This is a genomic window from Streptococcus sp. HF-100 (assembly GCF_015594635.1).
In the GTDB taxonomy this organism is placed as follows: domain Bacteria; phylum Bacillota; class Bacilli; order Lactobacillales; family Streptococcaceae; genus Streptococcus; species Streptococcus vaginalis.
Genome location: NZ_JADNQV010000007.1, coordinates 1 through 22122, shown reverse-complemented (window position 1 = coordinate 22122; position 22122 = coordinate 1). Strand labels below are relative to the sequence as shown.

The following is a 22122-nucleotide window of genomic DNA, read 5'->3' as shown; positions in this document are numbered from 1 at the left end:
ATTGGTAGCGAAAATTAGTAGTAAGACAACTATAAGGAGTTTGATGTGTTTACGATTTTATCAAGGGCGATTGGATTTTTACTCATTATTTATTTGGGTTACTTTTTGAAACAGAGAAAAGTGTTTAAACATGAAGACGGAGCAAAATTGTCCACTCTCTTAATGAATGTGACACTGCCATGTTCTATTCTAGCTTCAGCAGCTCCAATTCCTTTTTCATTTGATTTACTCCTTCCTTTTCTGATGGGAATAGTAGGAAATCTTATCTTAGATGGATTTGGATATTATTTTGAGAAAAGTCATCAACCATTTAAAAAGGGAATTGCTCTTATTCAAAACTCTGGCTTTAATATTGGAACATTCGTTATCCCTTTTGTGATAGCATTCTTTCCAAGTAAATATATGATGACAGTTCTTCTCTTTGACACGGGGAATTCCATCATGTGTATTCGGGGTAATTATCTACTAGCTGAGAGAATTATTCAAGGAAAACAAAAACAGTCTATTAAGGCTATTCTCAAGAAAATAGTTGCTTCTATACCTCTATGTACTTATCTGATGACCTTGACCGTGTCGCTGCTGCAAATTCAAGTTCCTCACCTATTTCTCAATATAGTCAGCATTGCGGGAAATGCAAATCCTTTTGTTGCGATGCTCATGATTGGAGTGCTAGTTGATTTCCACATTGACAGACAGGATGTCCGTTTATTGATAAAACGACTGTTACAACGATTTGTTTTGATGGGGATTCTTGCAGGATTTGTTTATTCTACATTTCCAATAAGTCTCGTTGCAAGACAAATGCTTGTGCTTTGCCTTTTGGCTCCGATTTCAACTTTAGGACCAGTGTATGCTCTCCAATTAGGCTCAACTCGTTCAGAATCAGCTAACCTTAATTCACTTAGCATTTTTATTAGTTTGTTAATGCTTACGTTTCTTAGTATGTGTTTTGCGTGAGAGGATACTTCTAAAAAGAGTCTGGGATAATAGCATCTCAGACTCGTATGATTCGTATAAAAAACAAGTTGTGCAGTGGGTGATTGCTCAAAGTAGCGCTTTGAAGTTGCGAATAGACCTTGCGAAGCCAGTGTCGCTGCTGTTCACTTTTCAAGCTCAGAAAAGCACCTAATCACTTTGTGGGTTTCCTCCATTTTACTTAAACACTCAGCAATTCCTTTTGCAGACAAAGCGCAACTCCTGCTACTGCACCAGTAAAGTCATTATAAGGCTCAATGATGAGTTCAGGTAAGTCTTTGAAGAGTAGTTTTGGTTGTTGTGAGATTTCTTGATAGAAAGCTGCAATGACTTTGTCATCAGTCAAGATGGGACTGTGCAGATAAATTTTCTTTGCATCAATCATCATGCTAAGGTTTAGCAGGGATTGTGCTAAATACTTAAATGCCAAATGCAGGAGATTGAGAATAGCTTGGTCTCCTAAGTTATATGCTGTGAGGATAGTTTGAATCGTGATCTCTTCTTTATCTGTGACAAGTGATTTTAAATGTGTCAACTCGGCAGTTTCAAAGATGATTTTTGCTTTTTTTATCAGCCAGCTTTCACTAGCATAAGTCTGCAAACAGCCTCTGCGTCCACAACCACAGACTTCTCCGTCAGGACAAACGACGGTATGACCAATTTCGCCGATGACAATATTGCTTTTGCCGTAGATTTTGCCATTGTACATATAAGAGCAGTGCATACCCCGTGCAAAATGAAAATAGATAAAATTCTCATCCAGTTGGTAAGCAGAAAAAAGGCGCTTTGCTAGTGCCATGCAATTGACATTATTAGAAAAGTAAATTGGAAAAGAGAACTCGTTTTTAATCTTCGCTAGATCAAATTGTTTCCATGTTTGATTGTTTGTTGTAATCAAGTCATTGTGCAAATAGCGTCCAGGGATAGCTACTCCCACGGCTTGAATTGTATAGGAATTGTTCCGAAAAATGAATTGTTCAAGTAAATGACAAAATAAATCAGCGCCTTCTGCTAGAATTTTTTCCGAGGTGACGGTTGCTTTATCTTTATCAATCACATTTCCTGTATTATCACTCAACACAAAAGAAAAGTATTTTTCAGACAGTTCACAGCCGATGAAATAAGAGTGCTGTTTTTTAATACTCAAGAGGATTTTCTTGCGTCCGACTTTTGCGTGTTCTTCATCTTCCCCCAGCTCATACAGCAGTTTTTCTTGGATCAAACTTCCTGTAATCGCACTAACTGTAGCAGGAGTAATGCCCGTCTCTTTTGAAATATCAATGCGAGAAATTGGTCCCTTGGCGTAAATTTTATCTAAAATAATTGTTCGTAACTCAGCTTGTTTTTTTGTTTGATTCATTATCTACCATCCTTCCCTGCATCTATTATATATTGATTATAAAAAATTATCAAATATAAGTGAAAACGCTTGACTTTTTGGAATAATTGTTTTAAAATATAATTAAAAAGTGAGATAAAGTTGATTTTGTCTGCTATTTAATAATATATTATAATCAAAGGAGATTGTAAAGATGGACAAATTTTTACAAGCAAAACTAATGCCTATTGCTATTAAGTTGGGGAACAATAAAGGCTTAGTAGCAATTCGGGATGGCATTACGCTTGCAGTGCCATTACTGTTGATTGGTTCTTTGTTTATGGTCATTGCTAGTTTTCCTGTTCCAGGATGGGAAGCTTATTTGACAAAAATTGGGGTTTCTGCCTATCTATGGAAAGGCGTGGATAGTAGTTTTGGTCTGATTGGTTTGGTAGCCAGTTTTGGGATTGCTTACTATATGAGCCGCCAATACAAAGTGGATGGGATTCCTTCTGGGATTATCTCGCTTGCTGCCTTTATCACAGTGACACCATTCCTTACTACTAAAACAGGAAACGGTGTTCCCACAGCATTTTTAGCTTCACAAGGCCTTTTTGTAGCAATCATTCTTGGTTTGGTAAATGGTTATATCTATCAATGGTTCATCAATCATAATGTCCAAATTAAAATGCCTGATGGTGTTCCACCGGCAGTTTCAAAAAGTTTCAGCGCCATTATTCCAGGTGCAGTGATTATCACAGGCTGGTTGTTGGTTTATGCCCTTTTAGCAAGTTTAAAACTACCAAATTTGCATGCGGTAGCTCAAACTGTTTTAGGAAAGCCGCTAGGCCTACTAGGTAATAATTTATTTGGTTTGATGATTCTAGTTGCTTTAAATAGTTCATTCTGGTTTGTTGGACTTCATGGAGGCAATGTTGTCAATGCGGTTATGAAACCATTGTGGCTTTCGAATCTCGATGCCAATAAAGTTGCTTATCAAGCAGGGGAAAAACTACCGCATATCTTTACCAGTGTCTTTATGGATAACTTTGTCTTTATTGGTGGCGGAGGTGCTACCATTGGACTTGTATTGGCACTTGGTTATTTAGCGAAAAAGAAAAAATCAAGCAAACAAATCAAAGCACTGGCACCTATTACGGTAGTTCCAGGCTTGTTCAATATCAATGAGCCAACCATGTTTGGTGTGCCAATTGTCTTAAATATCTTGCTTCTGTTTCCATTCATTTTGGCACCGATTGCGAATCTCATCGTTGCGTGGTCATCCATGGCAAGTGGTCTGGTACCGTTAACATATACTGACCCAGGTTGGACAACTCCTCCGATTATTAGTGGCTTGCTGGCAACGGGAAGTTTTAAAGCGTCTATTTTACAAGCTGTTCTTATTGTGATGGATATTTTAATCTATATCCCATTTGTGATTGCTATTGAAAAACGCTTTAAAGCAGAAGAAAATCAGTAGGGAGATGAGAGTATGAAACGACTCATTAGTGCAAACCCTTCGGAAATTCTAAGCATGACTGCCCAAGAGCTTAAGCAAAGCATTCAAGCGAGTGAAGGGCGGGTTGTCTTATCTGAAAATGTGGTCATTCGTGAAACCTTTATCGGAGATATCACCAATGCTGAAATTGCAAGAGCTTTCGGCGCAGATATGATTTTACTGAATTGTTTAGATGTTTTTCAGCCAGAAATATTTGGTTTGGATTGTGAAAAAGAGCAAATTGTTCACGAATTGCATCGTTTGGTAGGCGCTCCAATCGGTGTGAATTTGGAGCCTATTGATCTACAAGCGGATATGTTGGAAGAAGTGCAAGTGATTGCTGCTGGTCGGCAAGCTAGTCAGGCTTCTTTTGAACAAATTGAAAAATTAGGCTTTGATTTTGTCTGCTTAACAGGTAATCCAGGAACAGGAGTTAGCAATAAAGAAATTATTGATGCAGTAAAATTAGCTAAGCAGCATTTTTCAGGTTTGATTATAGCTGGAAAAATGCACGGTGCAGGGGTATCCGAGCCGGTTGCAGACATTCAGATAGCTGAACAATTATTAGAAGCTGGTGCAGATGTGATTTTGGTACCAGCGGTTGGTACAGTTCCTGCTTTCAACGATGAAGAAATGAGAGCTGTCGTAGATCTAGTACATAGTAAAAGAGGTTTAGTCTTAAGCGCTATTGGCACTAGCCAAGAGACATCAGATGTGGATACGATTAAACAAATCGCACTTCGCAATAAAATTTGTGGTGTGGATATTCAACATATTGGAGATGCAGGCTATGGTGGTTTGGCAGTAGTGGATAATATTTATGCACTGAGCAATACGATTCGTGGCATTCGGCATACTGTGTCACGTTTAGCAAGATCCGTTAATCGGTAGACAGTAATCATTTGATAAAATAGAAGGGGTAAACATGGCTAAAACGACCATTATGCTAGCATGTGCTGCGGGCATGAGTACCAGCTTGCTTGTCACAAAAATGCAAGCTGCAGCAGATGAAAAAGGATTAGATGCAGAGATTTTTGCAGTCCCAGCTCAGGAAGTGGACGACATCATTTTGGAGAAAAAAGTAGATGTTTTGCTATTAGGACCGCAAGTTCGGTATCTATTAGAGCAATTTACGGAAAAATTGAAGGATAAAAACATTCCAATTGGAGTTATCCCAATGGTGGATTATGGCATGATGAATGGTTCAAAGGTGCTAGCGTTAGCTGAGGGACTGATCGGAGGCTAGAAGATTGATATGGAAAATTCAAATTTAGAAAGTATCATGTCCCTCATTATGTATGGTGGCGAGGCGAAGAGTAATGCTTTTGAAGCGATTCAAAAAGCTAAAAAAGGCTGTTTTGAAGAAGCGCGTGAAAAGTTAAAAGCAGCAGATGAGGCATTAGTTTTAGCACACAAGTCACAGACAGTGATGCTGACACAGGAAGCTCAAGGTGAAAAAATTGAGCTCAGTCTTTTGATGGTGCATGCTCAAGATCACTTGATGACGAGCTTAACGTTTATTGATTTAGCAAAAGAAGTTGTTGCAGTATATGAACGACTAAATCAAATAGTTAAATAATCTAATAACATTCTCTTTAAGAACTTTGATAGGTTGAACGACTTGTCAAAGTTTTTTTAAATAATTAACAGACGATTATTTTATTTATCACCTGATAATTATTTAAAAAAACTTTAGAAACCGCTTGCATTTTTAGAAACTTGTGTTATACTTAATTCATGGATTGTTACTGGTCATGCAGGCAAAACCTAGACAAATACGAGATATAAGGTAGGGGAACTGCTTTCTATTTGGTATGTGTTTAGGTTTTTTTGTTACCGTTGTTCTATATTTATATGTGCAACAACACAGCTGACCTAAAAAATAAAGGAGGTCCATTATGGCAAAAGATTATACTGACTTAGCTCAGGATATTGTTGCTCACGTTGGTGGTAAGGAAAATATCATCAAGTTAGTGCACTGTGTGACGCGTTTGCGTTTTTCTCTGAAAGATGAGAGCAAGGCAGATACGGAATACTTGAAAAATAGAGACGGTATTGTAACGGTTGTAAAAGCTGGTGGACAATACCAAGTGGTGATTGGAAACCACGTGCCAGATGTGTATGCGGCGGTCACAAAGGCGGCAGGTATTTCTGGTGAGGGGAGTATTGATGCGGATGAGGGAGATGTTCCTCAAGGAAATCTCTTTGACCGCTTTATTGCCTTAGTATCGGGGCTTTTCCAACCAATGCTGGGTGCTCTGTCGGCAGCTGGTATGATCAAAGGTGTGGTTGCCATTATGGCAGCTTGTGGCATTAAGTCGACAGATGGCGCTTATGTCATCTTAAATGCCGCTGGTGATGGATTCTTCCAATTCTTACCATTGATTCTGGCTTTGACTGCTGCTAAGCGGTTTAAAATGGAAAAATTCACAGCGCTTGCGATTGGCTTTGCCTTGGTCTATCCAAATATCGCAGCCAGCTTTACAGGTGCCAAACCACTCTATACGCTATTTGCAGGAACTTTTATTGAGTCAAAAATCTACGCAACTTTCTTAGGTTTGCCGATTATCTTCCCTGTTTCTAGCTATCTATCAACTGTATTGCCAATCATTCTAGCAATTTGGGTCGGTTCAAAAATTGAAAAATTCTTTAAACAAATCATTCCAGATGTTGTCAAAGTCTTTGTTGCTCCATTCTTTGTTATCTTAATCACGGTACCGTTATCATTTCTTGTCATTGGACCAGTCATGACATGGGCTTCTGATATAGTCGGTGCTATTTTCACAGGTATTTATAGCTTCAGCCCAATTATTTATGGAATTATTCTGGGTGCTTTGTGGCAAGTGCTGGTTATGTTCGGTCTCCACTGGGGATTGGTGCCGCTTGCAATTTTGGAATTACAAAAAGGACCAGGTGTCATTCTTGTAGCTTCCATTGCTATTTGCTTTGCGCAAGCAGGAGCATTGCTCAATATCTTCTTGCGTACAAAAGAAGAAAAAGTCAAACAGTTGGCTATTCCAGCTTTTATCTCGGCTTTGTTTGGGGTAACAGAACCAGCTATTTACGGGATTACCTTGCCAATGCGAACACCATTTATTATGACTTGTATTGCTGGTGCAGTTCAAGGGGCTTATCTCGCTTTCTTTAATGCCAAAATGCAAGTAATGGGAGGAATGGGACTCTTTGCGATTCCGTCTTTCATTGATCCAAAAGACTCACTATTACTCATTCACTTCCTTGTAGCAATTGCAATCAGCTTTGTTCTTGGATTTGTATTGACTCAACTTACAAAAATTCCAACTCTTTATGATGGGGCACAAGAAGTCGCTGCTGAAGAAATCAGTCTGCCAGTTGAAGAGATTGCTCCTGAGCAAGTCATCACAGCTCCGCTTAGCGGGAAAGTGGTCGCACTCGAAGATACGCCTGATGCTGTTTTTGCAAGTGGTGCAATGGGTCAAGGGATAGCAATTGAGCCTAGCGTTGGCGAAGTTGTCGCTCCTGCTGACGGTGTGATTCGTCTGCTTTTCCCAACCAACCATGCGATTGGCTTAGCGACTGATGATGGCGCTGAAATCTTGATTCACGTGGGCATGGATACAGTCGCTCTTGAAGGAGAAGGCTTTATGGCACATGTTACTCAAGGCTCAAAGGTCAAGGCGGGTCAATTATTGCTAAGCTTTGATATAGATACTATCAAAAAAGCAGGTTATCCTGTTACAACTCCAATCATTGTAACCAATACAGCTGATTATAAGACAGTTGAAGCATTAGCTGGCGGCGATGTGAAACTAGGCGATGATTTGCTGAAAGTAAGTAAATAATCTAAGAAAAGGACAAGCAAAATTTGTAGAGTTCCAAAACAGTTAGTCGAAAAAATCAACTAGAGCTACTACAAGCATGCTTTGTCCTTTTTATTATTTATCATTTCCTGCGTCATGTTTGCTTCTTTGTGCTACAATGTAGATAGAGGAGAATGGAACATGAAAAGATCAGAACGAAAAATACAGTCAGCAACTAATTGGCAGTTTATTTTAGGCTTGCTTTGCGTAGTGTTTTTAGTAGCAAGTGGGATTTTATTAGCTGAGAAAATAAACGATAGCGTTAAGACAAAGCCGACAAAAACAAGTATTGTACAAAAGAAAAAAACGTCCTCTTCCCTAAACGGTGTACAGACGGCTCGTATCATGGCAAATGGGGATTTGCTGTATCATGACCTTCTATATATGAGTGTTTTACAGTCAGACGGGACGTATGATTTCACAGAGAATTATCAATATGTCAAGCCTTGGTTGAAAAAGGCGGACTTGGTATTAGGAGACTTCGAAGGGACTATCCGACCAAATTATCCTTTGGCGGGTTACCCACTGTTCAATGCGCCAGAGTCGGTGGTGTCAGCTATCAAAGATGCTGGTTATCAAGTTGTGGATTTGGCACACAACCACATTTTGGATTCTCAATTGGAAGGTGTTTTTTCAACGGCAAAAACATTTGAGCAGCACGGAATTACACCAATTGGGGTTTACACTCATGAAAATCGGGATAAATCGTCACTTGTCATTAAAAAAGTAAATGGGATTAAAATTGCGCTCTTGGCTTATTCCTATGGATTTAATGGCTTAGAGGAAAATATCTCTCAGGCAGACTACAATCATCATTTGTCGGATTTAAATGAAGAAAAGATGAAAAAAGAAATTAAGCAAGCCGAAAAAGAAGCTGATATAACCGTTGTCATGCCTCAGATGGGGGTTGAATATCAATTGGAACCGACACAGGAGCAAAAAACTCTTTATCATAAGATGATTGAGTGGGGAGCAGATATTATTTTCGGCGGACATCCGCATGTCGTTGAACCATCAGAGGTCGTCACACAAAATGGACAAAAGAAATTCATTATCTATTCTATGGGAAATTTTATCTCCAATCAGCGAATCGAGACAATGGACGGTGTGGAAAATAAGAAATGGACAGAACGCGGTGTACTCATGGACGTGACGGTTGAAAAATCAAAGAAAGGGACGATTATCAAGGAGGTACAGGCACATCCGAGTTGGGTGAGTCGTGTGGCGAAAGGGACGTATTCACCGGAAGGCTATCCTCTCTACACCTACCAGACCTATATTTTAGAAGATTTCATTGAAGGTGGAAAATACCGTAATCAATTAGACCAAGCCACCAAAGAACGAATTGACACAGCTTATCAGGAAATGAATGAGCATGTAAATTTGAAATGGGACGAATGAGTTTATTTCTTTAGAGAAAAAAGACCAGAGATTCTTGCATGAAGAATTTCTGGCTTTTTGCTTTCGATATAATTCAGTAATAGGATAGAAGAGTTTTACCATGCATAATTTGGCTCAGTACAACTTACCATTGCATGTAGCAATTCTTCTGGACTAACAATTTTCAACCCAGCATAAACAGGATCTTGAACCATATAAGAAGGATCTATGTAATATATATAGGCAACATCTGAACCATCTGCTGTCAAGCCATATCCTACACCAATAACATTATGCTCTCCACTTCTACCTGGATACATTTTTGAATTATCAATAGTATAATACATTGGATAGCCGTCATTGATATTTTGAATTAGACGCTTTTTGAATCGTTTCATATCTTCTGAATCAGAATTAGGACTCGCTACAGTTGCTAAACGATAACCTGCTTGATTTCCTGACGGTACATCGTAGCCAAACAAATGGCGATTTAAAACTTTTATGGCATTGCTATTATGAGTTCCAAAAGTTTCATCTGTTCCCATTTCGTTGGCTAACTGGGCTTGGTCAACCTGAAGACCTCTACTTGCAAGTATCATGGATACTGTGGCTGGAGCACAGTAATTCCACCGTCGTTGGACAATTGTAGAGATGTTTAGTTGAACTTTTTTTCCTCCTGCATGACTGTCTTTGTCTGTGTTATCTATAGATTCAGAGGGGACCTTTTCATTTGCAGTTGAAGCATTGCTTTCTTCAGGAGTTGCGGTTTGAGAAGAACTTGTCTGACTTGAACTAGAAGCACTTTGTTGAGAAGTAGAAAAATGAGAGCTTTGCGTTTGCTTGATTTTAACAGTATCTAATGACTTCGCTGGTGCTGTTTTTCCGTGAGTACATGCAGTGATAAGAATGAAAACTAATAAGAAAACGATTGACGAATGTATGTCTTTTTTCATAATTCTATCTCCTCTTATTCCTCAAAATCATCATGCTGCATTTTTAACTTTAATCCCATGAATCCGTTTACATTTTTAGTGTACCATTTATGTTACAGTTTTTCAATCTTTTCTGGGTTGTAAAAAATCTTATTTACCCACTTGGAAAACTGTTTACCTAACCAGAGTGCAAAAAAGAGATTACTGATGACGATGAGAATGCCAATGAGACTGAAAAAGAGCAGTTCAACTGTGTTAATATGAAGTAAAATGCTTGTTTTCCAAATGATGATACTACAAACTGGTAAGCACAGGATAGAGGTCGCAAGAGCTGGGATATAGCGCCTAAGCCAGATAGCTTGCAGGATATGAACCACCAAATGAAGAGCGAAAGCGACCAATCCGCCCAGCCAGATGAGGTAAAGTAGGAGAGTGTGGCAAATAAGAGCAAAGAATGAGACGAGGAGCACCACGACAAATTCCTCTGCCACGGCTAGTGCGAAACCTTCTGTGGATAAGCTTTTGTGGGTATTTAAAATGAAGACAGCTTTTTTCTCCAGTAGTTTTTCATTCCGCTCTATCCACGGCATGAAGCCGATGATTTCTTCCAAATCATGAAAAATGAACAGCAGCGGAAACAACCAGATAGTATCTTTCATTGAATGCCTCCTTGTTATTTTTTCCGATATTGACTAGGAGTTATTTGGTAATACTTTTTAAACTGACGATTGAAGTTGGAGAGATTGTTAAAGCCAGACTGTGTAGCAATTTCTAGGACGGGCAAGGTAGAGTGTTGCAAGAGTTCAGCCGCTTTTCGCAAGCGAAATTGAATCACGTATTCCATGCAAGATACCCCAAGATGTTTCTTAAAGAAATTCATGAAATGGGTATCGCTGTAACCACAAATTTGAGCAAGCTGGTCAATCGTGAGTTCCTCTTGATAATGACTACTGATATAGTCAATGATGGTACGGATTTTTTCTTCCTTGCGATAGCCTTCTAAGGATTGCTCTTTTGAAATCACATAGCCATTTTCAAATAAGAGATAAAAAAGTTGATTGAGCTGGGCTTTGAGTTGAAATTCAAAATACTCTGTACGATAATAGCCTGTTTTCATGGCATCAAGTAAACACTGCCGAATGTCTGCATAGGCTGGCTGATTGGGCTTGATGACACGAACAAAATCCAGCTGACCATTGTAAAGCGGCTGCAAATATTCAATACTAGCTTGATCCATAGCAGAATAGCCCATTAAGTCCAAATGAAAGTTAATCGCATCCATATAGTGGCGTTGATTTTCAATCGGGTGAATGGAGTGAAGAGCATTGGGACGAATGAGGATAATATCACCTGCTTCACTATTAAAGTAATCATAATTAATGTGAAACTGCGCAGTTCCCTCATGAACATAAACCAGCTCAACATCCGTATGCCAATGAAAGAGAATGTCCGGCTGACCGTTTTTTGTAATAGTTCGTGTGAGAGAATAAGGAGTGCCTTGATTTTTGTAAACGATATCTTTGTGTAATGTTCCCAGATCCATAAGTGTTGCCTCTTTCGTAGAATAATACCAATTTATAAGAGAATTGTATTAGAAAATACTCTTGTCTAAGATTATAATATAATTAAGTAAAAAATAAAAGAGATAAAAGTCATGAGTAAATTTCCAGCAGATTTTCTTTGGGGCGGTGCAACAGCTGCCAATCAATACGAAGGTGCTTACGATGTGGACGGTAAAGGTCTTTCGGTTCAAGATGTGACGCCAAAAGGTGGCATACCAGCTAATGCAGGTGATCTCAATCCTTTGATTACAGATAGGCCAACAGCTGATAACCTAAAATTGGAAGGAATTGACTTTTATCATCGTTACAAAGAAGATATTGCCCTTTTTGCAGAAATGGGCTTCAAGGTTTATCGTACTTCTATTGCTTGGTCACGGATTTTCCCAAATGGCGATGAAACGGAGCCAAATGAAGCAGGTCTAAAGTTTTATGACAATCTTTTTGATGAATTGGCAAAATATGGCATTGAACCTTTAGTGACTTTGTCACATTATGAAACACCTTTGCATTTGGCACGTCAGTATAATGGTTGGGCAAATCGTGATTTGATTGGCTTTTATGAGCGCTATGTTCGTACCGTCTTTACTCGCTACAAAGACAAGGTGAACTATTGGTTGACCTTTAATGAAATCAACTCTGTTCTTCATGCGCCGTTTATGAGTGGAGGGATTGCAACACCAGTAGAAGAATTGTCCAAGCAAGATCTTTATCAAGCAGTTCATCACGAACTAGTGGCATCAGCTCTTGCAACGAAGATTGGGCATGAAATCAATCCAGACTTTAAGATTGGTTGTATGGTACTAGCCATGCCAGCCTATCCAATGACGCCAAAACCAGAGGATGTACTGGCTGCTCGTGCGTTTGAAAATCAGAATTATCTTTTTTCAGATATTCATGCGCGTGGTAAATATCCAGCATATATGAACCGTTTCTTCAAGGAAAATGGAATTGAGATTCAATTTGCGCCGAGTGATAAGGAATTGATGGCAGAGCATACCGTGGACTTCATCTCCTTCTCTTATTATATGAGTGTGGTTCAAGCTCATGATCCAGAAAGTTATTCTTCTGGTCGTGGAAATGTTCTAGGTGGTCTGCAAAATCCTTATCTGGCAAGTTCTGAATGGGGTTGGCAAGTTGACCCAATTGGTCTGCGTCTGGTTCTCAATGCTTTCTATGACCGTTACCAGTTACCGCTCTTTATCGTAGAAAATGGTCTTGGTGCGAAAGATGTCTTGGTAGATGGTCCTGATGGTCCGACTGTTGAAGATGATTATCGCATTGATTATCTTAAACGGCATTTACAGCAGGTCGGCGAAGCAATTGAAGATGGTGTTGAACTCTGGGGCTACACCACTTGGGGCTGTATTGACCTTGTGTCTGCTTCAACAGCTCAGATGAGCAAGCGCTACGGCTTTGTCTATGTTGATCGAAACGATGATGGAACAGGGACTTTGGCTCGCTATAAGAAGAAATCATTTGATTGGTATAAAGAAGTTATTGCAACGAATGGAGGAAAACTCTATGAAGATTGAGCACGCAGCCCTTTATGTTCGAGATTTAGAAGAGGCTAAACGCTTCTTTGAAACATATTTTGAAGCGAAAAGTAATCAGCTTTACCATAATCAAAAAACAGGTTTTCAGTCTTACTTCCTCAGCTTTGACGAAGGGGCGAGATTGGAAATCATGACTCGAAAGGAAGGTTTAGCGGAGAACAACCAAGAACTTCTCTTTTTGGGGTATCACCATCTGGCATTTAGTCTAGGAAGTAGAGAAAAGGTAAATGAACTGACAGCGAGGCTTCAAGCAGACGGCTATCAGCTTTTAAGCGGTCCACGTCTGACGGGTGATGGCTACTATGAAAGCTGCATTCTGGCTTTAGAAGGCAATCAGATTGAGTTGACCGTATAATTGATAAATTTGCTCCTTATAAATAGAGAGTGGGACAGACATCAATCATTCGAAGAATGTGATTTTTCAGCAAGTCCTAGTTTCTAGTTGCTGACCTAAAACAGTTCACTGGACTGTTTTACTCCCACCTCCGCACAAGTTGGTTAGGATAGCCGCTATCGCCGGTATAACAAGGGATAAGGCTATCCAACCAACCACTGCGTCTTGCAAGCTAAACGATAAAATGCATGAGGCTGAGATACTTTTTGCTCAGCCTCTTTTTTCATGTTAAACAGATGAACTGAAAGTTGTAACATAGACATTATTAGAAAGAAAATATGCAAGTGTAGTTCTCTGTTATTTTTACCTTAAAAATTTGCCAAATAGAGAAATCGCTTTGATTTTCCTCCTTTTCAGTCGTATTTATTGCCAAAGGTCAAAAAAGACAAACCTCAAAAAGAAGTTCGTCTCACGTTTTATAAGGGATCACTAAATAGTTACAAGAGCTGTCGTCGCGTACAACTTAGCCCCAAAACTTCTTAGCGATTTCTTGACCTTGTTTGATTTTGGCCCATTGTTGTGGAATAGCTAGTTCATTGCCTGAATCGCAGGAAGCAAAACCGCATTGATGTGACAGCAGGAGACGATCCTTAGGAAGGATAGTGCTGGCTTGTTCTAATAAACGAAGCACACGTTCTTCATCATCCAGATCAGTTGTCTTGCTAGAAAGGAGACCAAGGACAACTTCGGCATCTTTATCTTTAAGAGAAGCAAGAGCCTTCAAATCACCAGATACATCACTGTCCCATTCCAAGAAAAAGCGGTCATAGTGTTGATCACGTAAGAATTTTTCCGCAATGGCTTCATAAGTTCCGCCTGAAGCAGATCGGCTTTCATAATTTCCGCGGCAGTTGTGTGTCCAAACTTTTAGTCCTAGCTGATGTCCGTAATCAGCCACTTCATTATTGATTGCAATGAATTCATCAGCTAAATCAGCCAGCGCAGCATTGCCATCGGCAAAAAATGAAGCAGGATTTGATTCGTCAAAAAGTTCCCAGAGGCAGTCGTCAAACTGGATAATTTTACCGCCAGCTTCTTTATATTCCGCCAAGAATTCTTTGTAAGCCTTGATGAGACCGGCCTTTAATTCTTCATTTGTTTTGTAAACTTGATCATCGCCAGCCAGCCCGTCAAAGATAGCCAGTTCTGTGTAAGCATGAGCAGGTCCCCAAATGGTTAATTTGGTTTGCGTATTACCAGCTTCTTCCTTGAGCAATTTGTAAATGTCTAAGAAATGATGATTCTTCCCGGAAAGAGGTTCAGTGATACGGATACCAATGTCTTTGCGAGTCTCATACTGTCCGCCGTCGTGATCCTGGAAAGTGTAACCATGGTCTGCAATATAGCGTTCAATACCTTTAAGACCCCAAACAAAGTCTAAGTGCCACATTGATTTCGAATATTCGCCGTCTGTCAGAATATCAATACCGTTTGCCTTTTCATCAGCAATCACTTTTTTTATCGCTGCTGTCTCTGTTTCAAGATAGCCGGGAAAACTGTCGTAAAATGGATAGTGAATATCATCACGATGTTCGATTTTATTTTTGTAGGCAAGGAGGTTGGCTGGGCGAAGAAGAGAGCCAACAAGTTGAAATTTTGATTGTGTCATGTCAAAAGCCTCTTTCTAAATTTCTTACTTTTTATTGTACACAAGCTAAGCACTTTTGAAAAATAGTTAATTTGGAGGAAAGGACATAGTTTAAAACTATACCTAAAAAGACCAATCCTTGCTTGAATACAATTGTTTCCTCTTCACCCCTCTTTTTGATAAAATAGAAGAAAAAGGTTTATTTACTATTTTTTAAATGTGCTATAATCCTTTTGAAATAGGATGTAAATGTAGCCAATCCTGTCCTGTATTATCCAAGCAAAATTACAGAAATAGCAAAAGGATAGTTGTACATCATGAAATAAATGAACGACGAGATTTGAATTTGAAATGAATGATTGTTAGAGGTGATAACATGACAATTAAGATGATTGTGACCGATATGGACGGAACGCTCTTAGATGAAAAAGGGGAATTCGATCGAGGTCGGTTGAAAAATATATTGGATGAGCTGGACAAGCGGGAGATTCGGTTTGTGGTGGCAACGGGCAATGAAATTCACCGAATGCGCTTGTTATTTGGGGATTTGCTGGAGCGCGTGGCCTTGATTGCTGCAAATGGTGCACGGATTTTTGATAAAAACGAGGTACTGCTGGGTACATGTTGGTCTCCAGACTTGGTGGAACAAGTCTTGTCTTACTTTGAAGGGAGAGAACGTGATGTGCACCTCGTCGTCACAGCTGAAAATGGCGCTTTTGTCAAAACGGGAACGATTTTCCCTATGATTGAAAAAGTCATGACAGCAGAAATGGCGCAAGAATTTTACCGAAAGATAAACTTTGTCGAAACATTACGTCCAGACGATTTTCCGCAAGTTCTGAAAATGAGTATGGTGGTAAACGAGCAAGTAGCAGTTCAGGCTACTCGAGAGCTCAATCAGGATTTTGCAGACACATTAAATGCGGTCACAAGCGGCTATGGAGCGATTGACATTTTGCAAAAAGGGATCCATAAAGCTTGGGGGTTAGAGCAATTGATGCAAAAATGGGAAATTCAAGAGCAGGAAATCATGGCCTTTGGAGATAGTGAAAATGACATTGAAATGCTACAATTAGCAGGAATTTCCTATGCTATGGAGAATGCGGATCCTAAAACCAAGGCAGTTGCCAATCACCTTGCACCAGCAAATACAGAGGCGGGCGTCCTGACAGTATTAGAGAACTATTTGAGCAAAGGAGAGAGTCAATGGCTGTCCAATTATTAGACGAATGGCTTTTGAATGAGCAAAAGCAGATCAGAAAAAAATACCACGATTTGAATCGTATATCCGTCAAAGATCCCGATGTACTTTTTCTGGGAGATTCTATCGTAGAGTATTTTCCCTTGCATGAGTTGTTAAAAACGTCAAAAACACTAATAAACCGTGGAATTCGAGGTTATCGATCCGATTTGTTGCTAGAGCATTTAGGATCTCTTTTATTTGGGCAGGCAGTTGATAAGGTCTTTCTCCTTATCGGTACTAATGATATTGGCAAGGAAATCCCCCAGCAAGAAACAGTAAAAAATGTGGAAAGTATCATCCAAACGATTGCTAGGAATTATCCTCTTGCAGAAGTTTGTCTTTTGTCAGTCCTACCAATCAATGAAACCGCTACTTACAAAAAGCGCGTTCATCGAAGAAACAATCAAAAAATTCAAGCCCTCAATCATGCTTATCAAGAGTTAGCTTCTGTTTATATGAATGTGACCTTTGTAAATGTCTATGACGACCTGCTAGACGAAACAGGACAATTAAAAGAAGCATTTACCACTGACGGGCTGCATTTGACGGTCGCAGGCTATCAAATGCTGGCAGAGCGAATAGCAGAATAGTTGTAATCTTTGAGTCAACTATAGATTAGCAATTTTGAACTCGTTTTAATGGGGATAATATCAAAAAATTATTATTGTCATAAAAATTTAATTTTATATACTTTAACTCATATGATATAATGAAAAATAATTATAAAATGTTGAAGGAATAGTATGAGTACATTATTAGCTACAAGATTAAAAAGTAAGCGATTGGAATTAGGGTTATCCCAAAAAGAATTAGCAGAAGGGGTATGTGAGCAAGGTCAGATTAGTAGAATGGAAAAAGGCAAGTATATGCCTGGTTCGGATCTTTTATATTCATTATCAAAAAAAATGAATGTAACAATGAACTATTTTTTTGATGATAGTGTACTTGGTGAGACATCTAAGTTGGTACAATTTAAAGAGTTGGTAGAATCTTTTCTAGTAAAGCGTGAGTATGATTCATTAAAATATTTATACAGTTTAGAAATTGATAAACAACATAGATTGCCACTATCAGACCAAAATTATCTTGAATGGATAGGGGCAATTGTTTCATTTCATTGTGATAATAAAAGAGAAGAGGCTATTAAAAAATTAGAACAAATGCTTGTGCGATTAAGTAAAGATGAGTTAATGTACCTCCGTATCTCTAATACCTTGCTTAATTTCTTTTTAGAAGAAAAAAATAATGATGAATTTGAAAAATGTTATCAAGCAGTACTACCTAAACTTCAAAGTATTGACTTTACTCATATAATAGAGCTGAAAATTTATATTAAAATTAGATATAATTTTTGCCGATATCTTTGGAAAAGTTCTCAGATTGAAAAGGGAATAGAGGAAACGCTTGATGTTATTGAAAAATGTAATGAATACAGTTGTAGTTATTTATTAGCAGATTTATACTGTATATTAGCGAATATTAGCGAGGATTTTTCTAGCCAAAGTATTGTAAAACAATATTTTACACTTTCGCAAGTATTATATAAACTAAGCGGTAATGAAAAAATGGCATTGACGCTTGAAAAGTATCTTCGTGATAATTTTCAAAAAGTGTAAGTTAAAGATAAATTTTAGAAAACACGAATAATCTTATGTCCAGTTGATTATGGGGCTAATTTTATTCGTGTTTTATTTTTTGAACTGCTACCTTACAACTAAGTGAATATATCCAAACACGTAAGATGATTATAGTCATAATTACAAAAAAAATAACTATTTTTATAAAAATCTATTGAAATAGTTTATTCAAAGGTATATAATGTGTACCTAGAAAGGAGATTTAATTCTGTGAAAAACATAAAAAATGTTATCAAAATTTTGTTGTTCCTATCAGGAATATGAGAACAAGGTAATTGTTACAAATAAATTACAAATATTTCTAAAATATGTTGATTTTTACAAAACAAAGTTATATAATGACTTTGGAATTTAAAGATTCCTGAAAAAGAAAGGAAATACAATGAAAAAATCATATAAATTGGCAAGTGTAACCATGTTATGTTCCTTGTTTTTACTTGGTGCTTGTCATAAAAACGAAGTCAAAAGTGGGACAAATGGACATTCAGTAAAAACAACGAAAACAACAAAAAGTAGTAGTTCTAAAAAGACAAAAGCTTCTCAAAATAACAAAACGTCTACTAATGATAATAAAACAACTGATAAAGAGCAAGACAATTCGGTTACAAATGCTCAATCATCAGAGATTAGTAATTCAAATAGCCAAAATAGTGCAAGTAGTCAGCAATCTTCGACTCCTTCAATTGTTCAATCTCAAGGAGGAGGTACTCAAGTGACCTCTGGAACTCTTGAACTGTACCAAGACACGCCAGTTTATGCTTCACCAGATAAATCAAGCGAAGTTGCTTATACTTATCCTAAAGGAAATGTTGATTGGGATCAGTATGTTTTTGAAAACGGTGAAAATTGGTATAGTTTTGTAGTTTCTAATGGAACAGAGTCTAAGCGTTACTACATAGCCTATTCAGATGTAAAACATTAAAGATATTGTTAACCTTTTTTCTTGGACAAGAGAAATATTACAAATAAATTACAAACATTTATAAAATGTGTTAATTTTTACAAAATAAAGTTGTATAATGATTTTGGAATTTAAGGATTCCTGAAAAAGAAAGGAAATACAATGAAAAATTCATATAAATTAGCAAGTATAACTATGTTGTGCTCTTTGCTTTTACTGAGCGCTTGCCATAAAAATGAAACAAAAACTGATTCGAATGACCATTCGACAGTAAAGACTGCACAAAGTAGTTCTAAAAAAGCAAAATCATCTAAAGCTAAGAAAAAGATGACTGCTAACGCGAGTAGTAATAAAAAAGCAGGGGACAGTACTCAATCTGCTGCTAGTGAACAGATGTCACCTGCTCAATCGTCAACTACTCAACCCTCTTCAAGTGCAACTAACGCCGATAGTAATACTTCTCCTGCAGCAGAAGCAAAGTCTACAGTTGACGTAAACGCTCTTGCTAGTGGTGATTTTTCAACAATTTCAGGAACTTGGAGTAATGACTTGGGAAAAAGTATTACCATTAATTCTAATGGTCAAGCTGCTTTTGCAGGTGAGAAAAGAGAGTATGGTCTTACTTCTGAAAAAATAGTCGCGAACACATTTTGGGGAACGATTTATCCTAAAGACGCTCAAGTAGGTGGTGCTGCTTTTATTGTGGTTCCTGCTGGTGTAGCTGATCCTGTTACGGGACAGGTTTCTAATACAGACCGGATTTTGAGTGGGCAAGATGAAAATGCCAATACACATCCTTTCTACAAAAATTAAGATGATAGAAATAAATTAGAAAGTAGGACAAGTGATGAAAAAAATGTTTGATCATAAAGAACAACGTTTTTCCATTCGTAAATATTCGTGTGGTGCAGCTTCTGTTTTGATTGGGTGTGTCCTCTTTATGGGTGGTCAAGCAGTATCGGCTGATGAACAAGTTACAACAGACACAAGTATTGAAACGTCTCAAGTAAATACTGCCGCAAAAAATAATATTCAAAACACAACTGGATCAACTGCTGTGGCTCCTCAAACAGCAACAACTCAGAAAGACGTTGTTGAAAAAGCACCTGCACCAGTTCGTTCATCAGCAACTATGATGTCTGTTGAAAAGTCTTCTGTAGATACTCAAGAAACTACAAAAATTGTAGACAAAACTGCCTCTGCAGCAACAGATACAAGACGTGTTCAATCTACTACTGTAGATGCATCAACACAGACCGAAGATGAAATAACGGATTCATCTGTAGATAAAACAACAAACACAACTAAGCCTTCAACAACTGTAAAAGTTGAAAAGAATCCTGCTGAAAAAGAAGCAGGAAAAAAAGAAATTGATGTCGCAAAGTTGATGGATAAAACGCAAATAGCGCACGAAGCACGTTTGGCAGAATCCAAAGTAATACAAACTGTACCTTCTTTACCAAGCCAAGGTTACTATACTTATACGAAACGTACAGAAGTGAAAAATGAACCGAAAGCAAGTGCAGCATTGCAATTTTATGTGAATGCAGGCGATCGCGTTTACTACGACCGAGTTTTGATTGCGGATGGTTACCAATGGCTTAGCTATCGCTCTTATAGCGGTATCCGTCGTTATGCGGCTATTAATAAGTTGGTAACAGAACCAGTTCAACCTGCAAAGCCAACACCTTCTTCAACAGGAACACTCCCTTCTAGAGGAAGATATACTTTCTCTGGAACGGCAGAGGTTAAGAATGAAGCCAAATGGTCAGCTCCGACACAATTTACTTTTAATAGAGGCGATAGCGTTAACTATGATAAAGTGTTGGAAAATGATGGTTATCAATGGATTAGCTATATTTCTTATAGTGGAATGCGTCGTTATGCAGCTGTTACAAAGTTAGCTCAGCCAGCACCTCAAAGACCAGCTCAAAGTCAAGTGACAGGTACGATTCACATTGAAAATAAGACCTCGCAAGGCTTTGATGTGGTGGTGACGAATGTCAACTCGACCAAGGGTGTGAAGACGGTGAAGTTGCCTATTTGGTCTAGCCAAGGCGGTCAAGATGACATCATCTGGTACGATGCCACTAAGCAAAATGACGGCACTTATAAATTGAGTGTGGACATTCGTCGTCATAAGAATAACTACGGTGACTATAATGTGCACATGTATTACGTTCAGTCAGACGGCAGCTTGCAAGGTGTGACGGGTACCACGACTAAGGTGGAAGAACCTAAATATAGTGTGACCGGCACGATTCACATTGAAAATAAGACTTCGCAAGGTTTTGATGTGGTGGTGACGAATGTCAGCTCGACCAAGGGTGTGAAGACGGTGAAGTTGCCTATTTGGTCTAGCCAAGGCGGTCAAGATGATGTAATCTGGTACGATGCCACTAAGCAAACAGACGGCACCTACAAGTTGAGTGTGGATATTCGTCGCCATAAAAATAATCGAGGCGAATACAACATTCACATGTATTACGTTCAGTCGGATGGCAGTTTACAAGGTGTAACGGGTACCACGACTAAGGTGGAAGAGCCAAAATATAGTGTGACTGGCACCATTAACATTCAAAATAAGACATCTCAAGGCTTTGATGTCCTGATTACAAATGCGTCAGACAGCAATGGAATTTCTAGAGTGAAAGTTCCTATCTGGACAGATAAGGGCGGTCAAGATGATATTATTTGGTATGATGCCGCTAAGCAAAGTGATGGAAATTATAAAGTTTCTGTCAATGTTGACAAGCACAAGGGGGAATATGGCGAATATAATATTCACCTTTACTACATTGAATCAAATGGCAAAGTAAGAGGTGTTAGCGGTACCAAGACAACCGTAGTGGCACCAAGTTCTGCAAGAGAATCCATTCCGTCTCAAGGAGTTTATACTTTTAAAAAGGAAGTTGAAGTCAAAAATAGTCCCACAATGACGGCTAAGACTGAATTTACCTTTGCAAGAGGAGAACGGATTCGCTATGATAAGGTATTAGACGCAGATCATCATCAATGGATTAGTTATGTTAGCTACAGTGGTACACGCCGTTATATCCCAATTGCAACCTTAACAAATGAAGAAACTCCTAAGCCTGTTCAGGTGACTGGCACGATTCACATTGAAAATAAGACCTCGCAAGGCTTTGATGTGGTGGTAACGAATGTCAGCTCCACCAAGGGTGTGAAGACAGTGAAGTTACCTATTTGGTCTAGCCAAGGCGGTCAAGATGATGTGATCTGGTACGATGCGATTAAGCAAACAGATGGCACCTATAAGTTGAGTGTAGATATCCGCCGTC

Annotated in this window: 20 protein-coding genes; 15 read left to right on the top strand and 5 right to left on the bottom strand. The window is 38.6% G+C overall.

All coding sequences use genetic code 11. The features are described 5' to 3' along the window. Positions 1–45 precede the first annotated feature (45 nt). Complete coding sequence (locus IYQ23_RS07410) at positions 46–957, top strand: AEC family transporter (protein WP_195674530.1); 912 nt, start codon at positions 46–48, stop codon at positions 955–957. A 199-nt stretch (positions 958–1156) separates the two neighbouring features. Here the strand turns inward: IYQ23_RS07410 and IYQ23_RS07405 are convergent, their stop codons facing one another. Continuing rightward, positions 1157–2335: an ROK family transcriptional regulator gene (locus IYQ23_RS07405; RefSeq protein WP_195674529.1), complete on the bottom strand. Its 1179-nt coding sequence runs from the start codon at positions 2333–2335 to the stop codon at positions 1157–1159. Positions 2336–2507: 172 nt separating this feature from the next. Here IYQ23_RS07405 and IYQ23_RS07400 point away from each other — a divergent pair, with 172 nt between their 5' ends. The 6 genes from IYQ23_RS07400 to IYQ23_RS07375 all read left to right on the top strand — a co-directional run bounded on the left by IYQ23_RS07400 (position 2508) and on the right by IYQ23_RS07375 (position 9031). Continuing rightward, positions 2508–3773, top strand: a complete 1266-nt coding sequence (locus tag IYQ23_RS07400; RefSeq protein WP_195674528.1) for a PTS sugar transporter subunit IIC — start codon at positions 2508–2510, stop codon at positions 3771–3773. A 12-nt stretch (positions 3774–3785) separates the two neighbouring features. Further along, entirely contained in the window at positions 3786–4682 is an 897-nt protein-coding gene (locus IYQ23_RS07395; RefSeq protein ID WP_195674527.1) for a haloacid dehalogenase-like hydrolase, read from the top strand. A gap of 34 nt (positions 4683–4716) precedes the next feature. Next, a complete protein-coding gene (locus IYQ23_RS07390; RefSeq protein ID WP_195674526.1) occupies positions 4717–5037 on the top strand; it encodes a PTS sugar transporter subunit IIB in 321 nt (106 codons plus the stop codon). Positions 5038–5046: 9 nt separating this feature from the next. Continuing rightward, positions 5047–5370 (top strand): PTS lactose/cellobiose transporter subunit IIA, encoded by a 324-nt coding sequence (locus tag IYQ23_RS07385; RefSeq protein WP_195674525.1) that lies wholly within the window; start codon positions 5047–5049, stop codon positions 5368–5370. A 319-nt stretch (positions 5371–5689) separates the two neighbouring features. Beyond that, the gene (locus IYQ23_RS07380; protein ID WP_195674524.1) at positions 5690–7612 is read left to right on the top strand and encodes a beta-glucoside-specific PTS transporter subunit IIABC; all 1923 of its coding nucleotides are present in this window, start codon (positions 5690–5692) and stop codon (positions 7610–7612) included. A 159-nt stretch (positions 7613–7771) separates the two neighbouring features. Then, on the top strand, positions 7772–9031 hold the full coding sequence (locus tag IYQ23_RS07375; protein ID WP_195674523.1) for a CapA family protein: 1260 nt from the start codon (positions 7772–7774) through the stop codon (positions 9029–9031). A gap of 95 nt (positions 9032–9126) precedes the next feature. On the opposite strand, the gene IYQ23_RS07370 is transcribed toward IYQ23_RS07375, so the two are convergent. The 3 genes from IYQ23_RS07370 to IYQ23_RS07360 form a co-directional block, all read right to left on the bottom strand. Continuing rightward, positions 9127–9963 (bottom strand): C39 family peptidase, encoded by an 837-nt coding sequence (locus IYQ23_RS07370; RefSeq protein WP_195674522.1) that lies wholly within the window; start codon positions 9961–9963, stop codon positions 9127–9129. Positions 9964–10055: 92 nt separating this feature from the next. After that, entirely contained in the window at positions 10056–10601 is a 546-nt protein-coding gene (locus tag IYQ23_RS07365) for an HXXEE domain-containing protein (RefSeq protein WP_195674521.1), read from the bottom strand. A 14-nt stretch (positions 10602–10615) separates the two neighbouring features. Continuing rightward, positions 10616–11485, bottom strand: coding sequence for an AraC family transcriptional regulator (locus IYQ23_RS07360; protein ID WP_195674520.1), 870 nt, complete (start codon positions 11483–11485; stop codon positions 10616–10618). A 111-nt stretch (positions 11486–11596) separates the two neighbouring features. On the opposite strand from IYQ23_RS07360, the gene IYQ23_RS07355 reads away from it, so the two are divergent. Both IYQ23_RS07355 and IYQ23_RS07350 read left to right on the top strand, forming a co-directional pair. Continuing rightward, a complete protein-coding gene (locus IYQ23_RS07355) occupies positions 11597–13036 on the top strand; it encodes a glycoside hydrolase family 1 protein (protein ID WP_195674519.1) in 1440 nt (479 codons plus the stop codon). After that, a complete protein-coding gene (locus IYQ23_RS07350; RefSeq protein WP_195674518.1) occupies positions 13026–13412 on the top strand; it encodes a VOC family protein in 387 nt (128 codons plus the stop codon). The genes IYQ23_RS07355 and IYQ23_RS07350 overlap by 11 nt, the downstream gene beginning before the upstream one ends. Positions 13413–13914: 502 nt before the next feature. Here the strand turns inward: IYQ23_RS07350 and IYQ23_RS07345 are convergent. Further along, complete coding sequence (locus IYQ23_RS07345) at positions 13915–15060, bottom strand: cobalamin-independent methionine synthase II family protein (RefSeq protein WP_195674517.1); 1146 nt, start codon at positions 15058–15060, stop codon at positions 13915–13917. Between the two features lie 355 nt (positions 15061–15415). Between IYQ23_RS07345 and IYQ23_RS07340 the strand changes: the two genes are divergently transcribed. From IYQ23_RS07340 to IYQ23_RS07315, 6 genes are all read left to right on the top strand, one after another. After that, complete coding sequence (locus tag IYQ23_RS07340) at positions 15416–16264, top strand: Cof-type HAD-IIB family hydrolase (RefSeq protein ID WP_195674516.1); 849 nt, start codon at positions 15416–15418, stop codon at positions 16262–16264. Further along, positions 16246–16872: an SGNH/GDSL hydrolase family protein gene (locus IYQ23_RS07335; protein ID WP_195674515.1), complete on the top strand. Its 627-nt coding sequence runs from the start codon at positions 16246–16248 to the stop codon at positions 16870–16872. Before IYQ23_RS07340 ends, IYQ23_RS07335 begins: the two co-directional genes overlap by 19 nt. A gap of 153 nt (positions 16873–17025) precedes the next feature. Beyond that, positions 17026–17898 (top strand): helix-turn-helix domain-containing protein, encoded by an 873-nt coding sequence (locus tag IYQ23_RS07330; protein ID WP_022526473.1) that lies wholly within the window; start codon positions 17026–17028, stop codon positions 17896–17898. Positions 17899–18301: 403 nt separating this feature from the next. After that, positions 18302–18841, top strand: a complete 540-nt coding sequence (locus IYQ23_RS07325) for an SH3 domain-containing protein (RefSeq protein WP_021002108.1) — start codon at positions 18302–18304, stop codon at positions 18839–18841. 141 nt (positions 18842–18982) lie between these two features. After that, positions 18983–19633 carry a DUF6287 domain-containing protein gene (locus IYQ23_RS07320; protein WP_195674514.1) on the top strand — a complete coding sequence of 217 codons (651 nt, stop codon included), beginning with the start codon at positions 18983–18985 and terminating at the stop codon, positions 19631–19633. Positions 19634–19667: 34 nt separating this feature from the next. After that, positions 19668–22122, top strand: a 2455-nt coding sequence (locus tag IYQ23_RS07315; RefSeq protein ID WP_195674513.1) for a GBS Bsp-like repeat-containing protein, incomplete at its 3' end; no start/stop codon positions are given.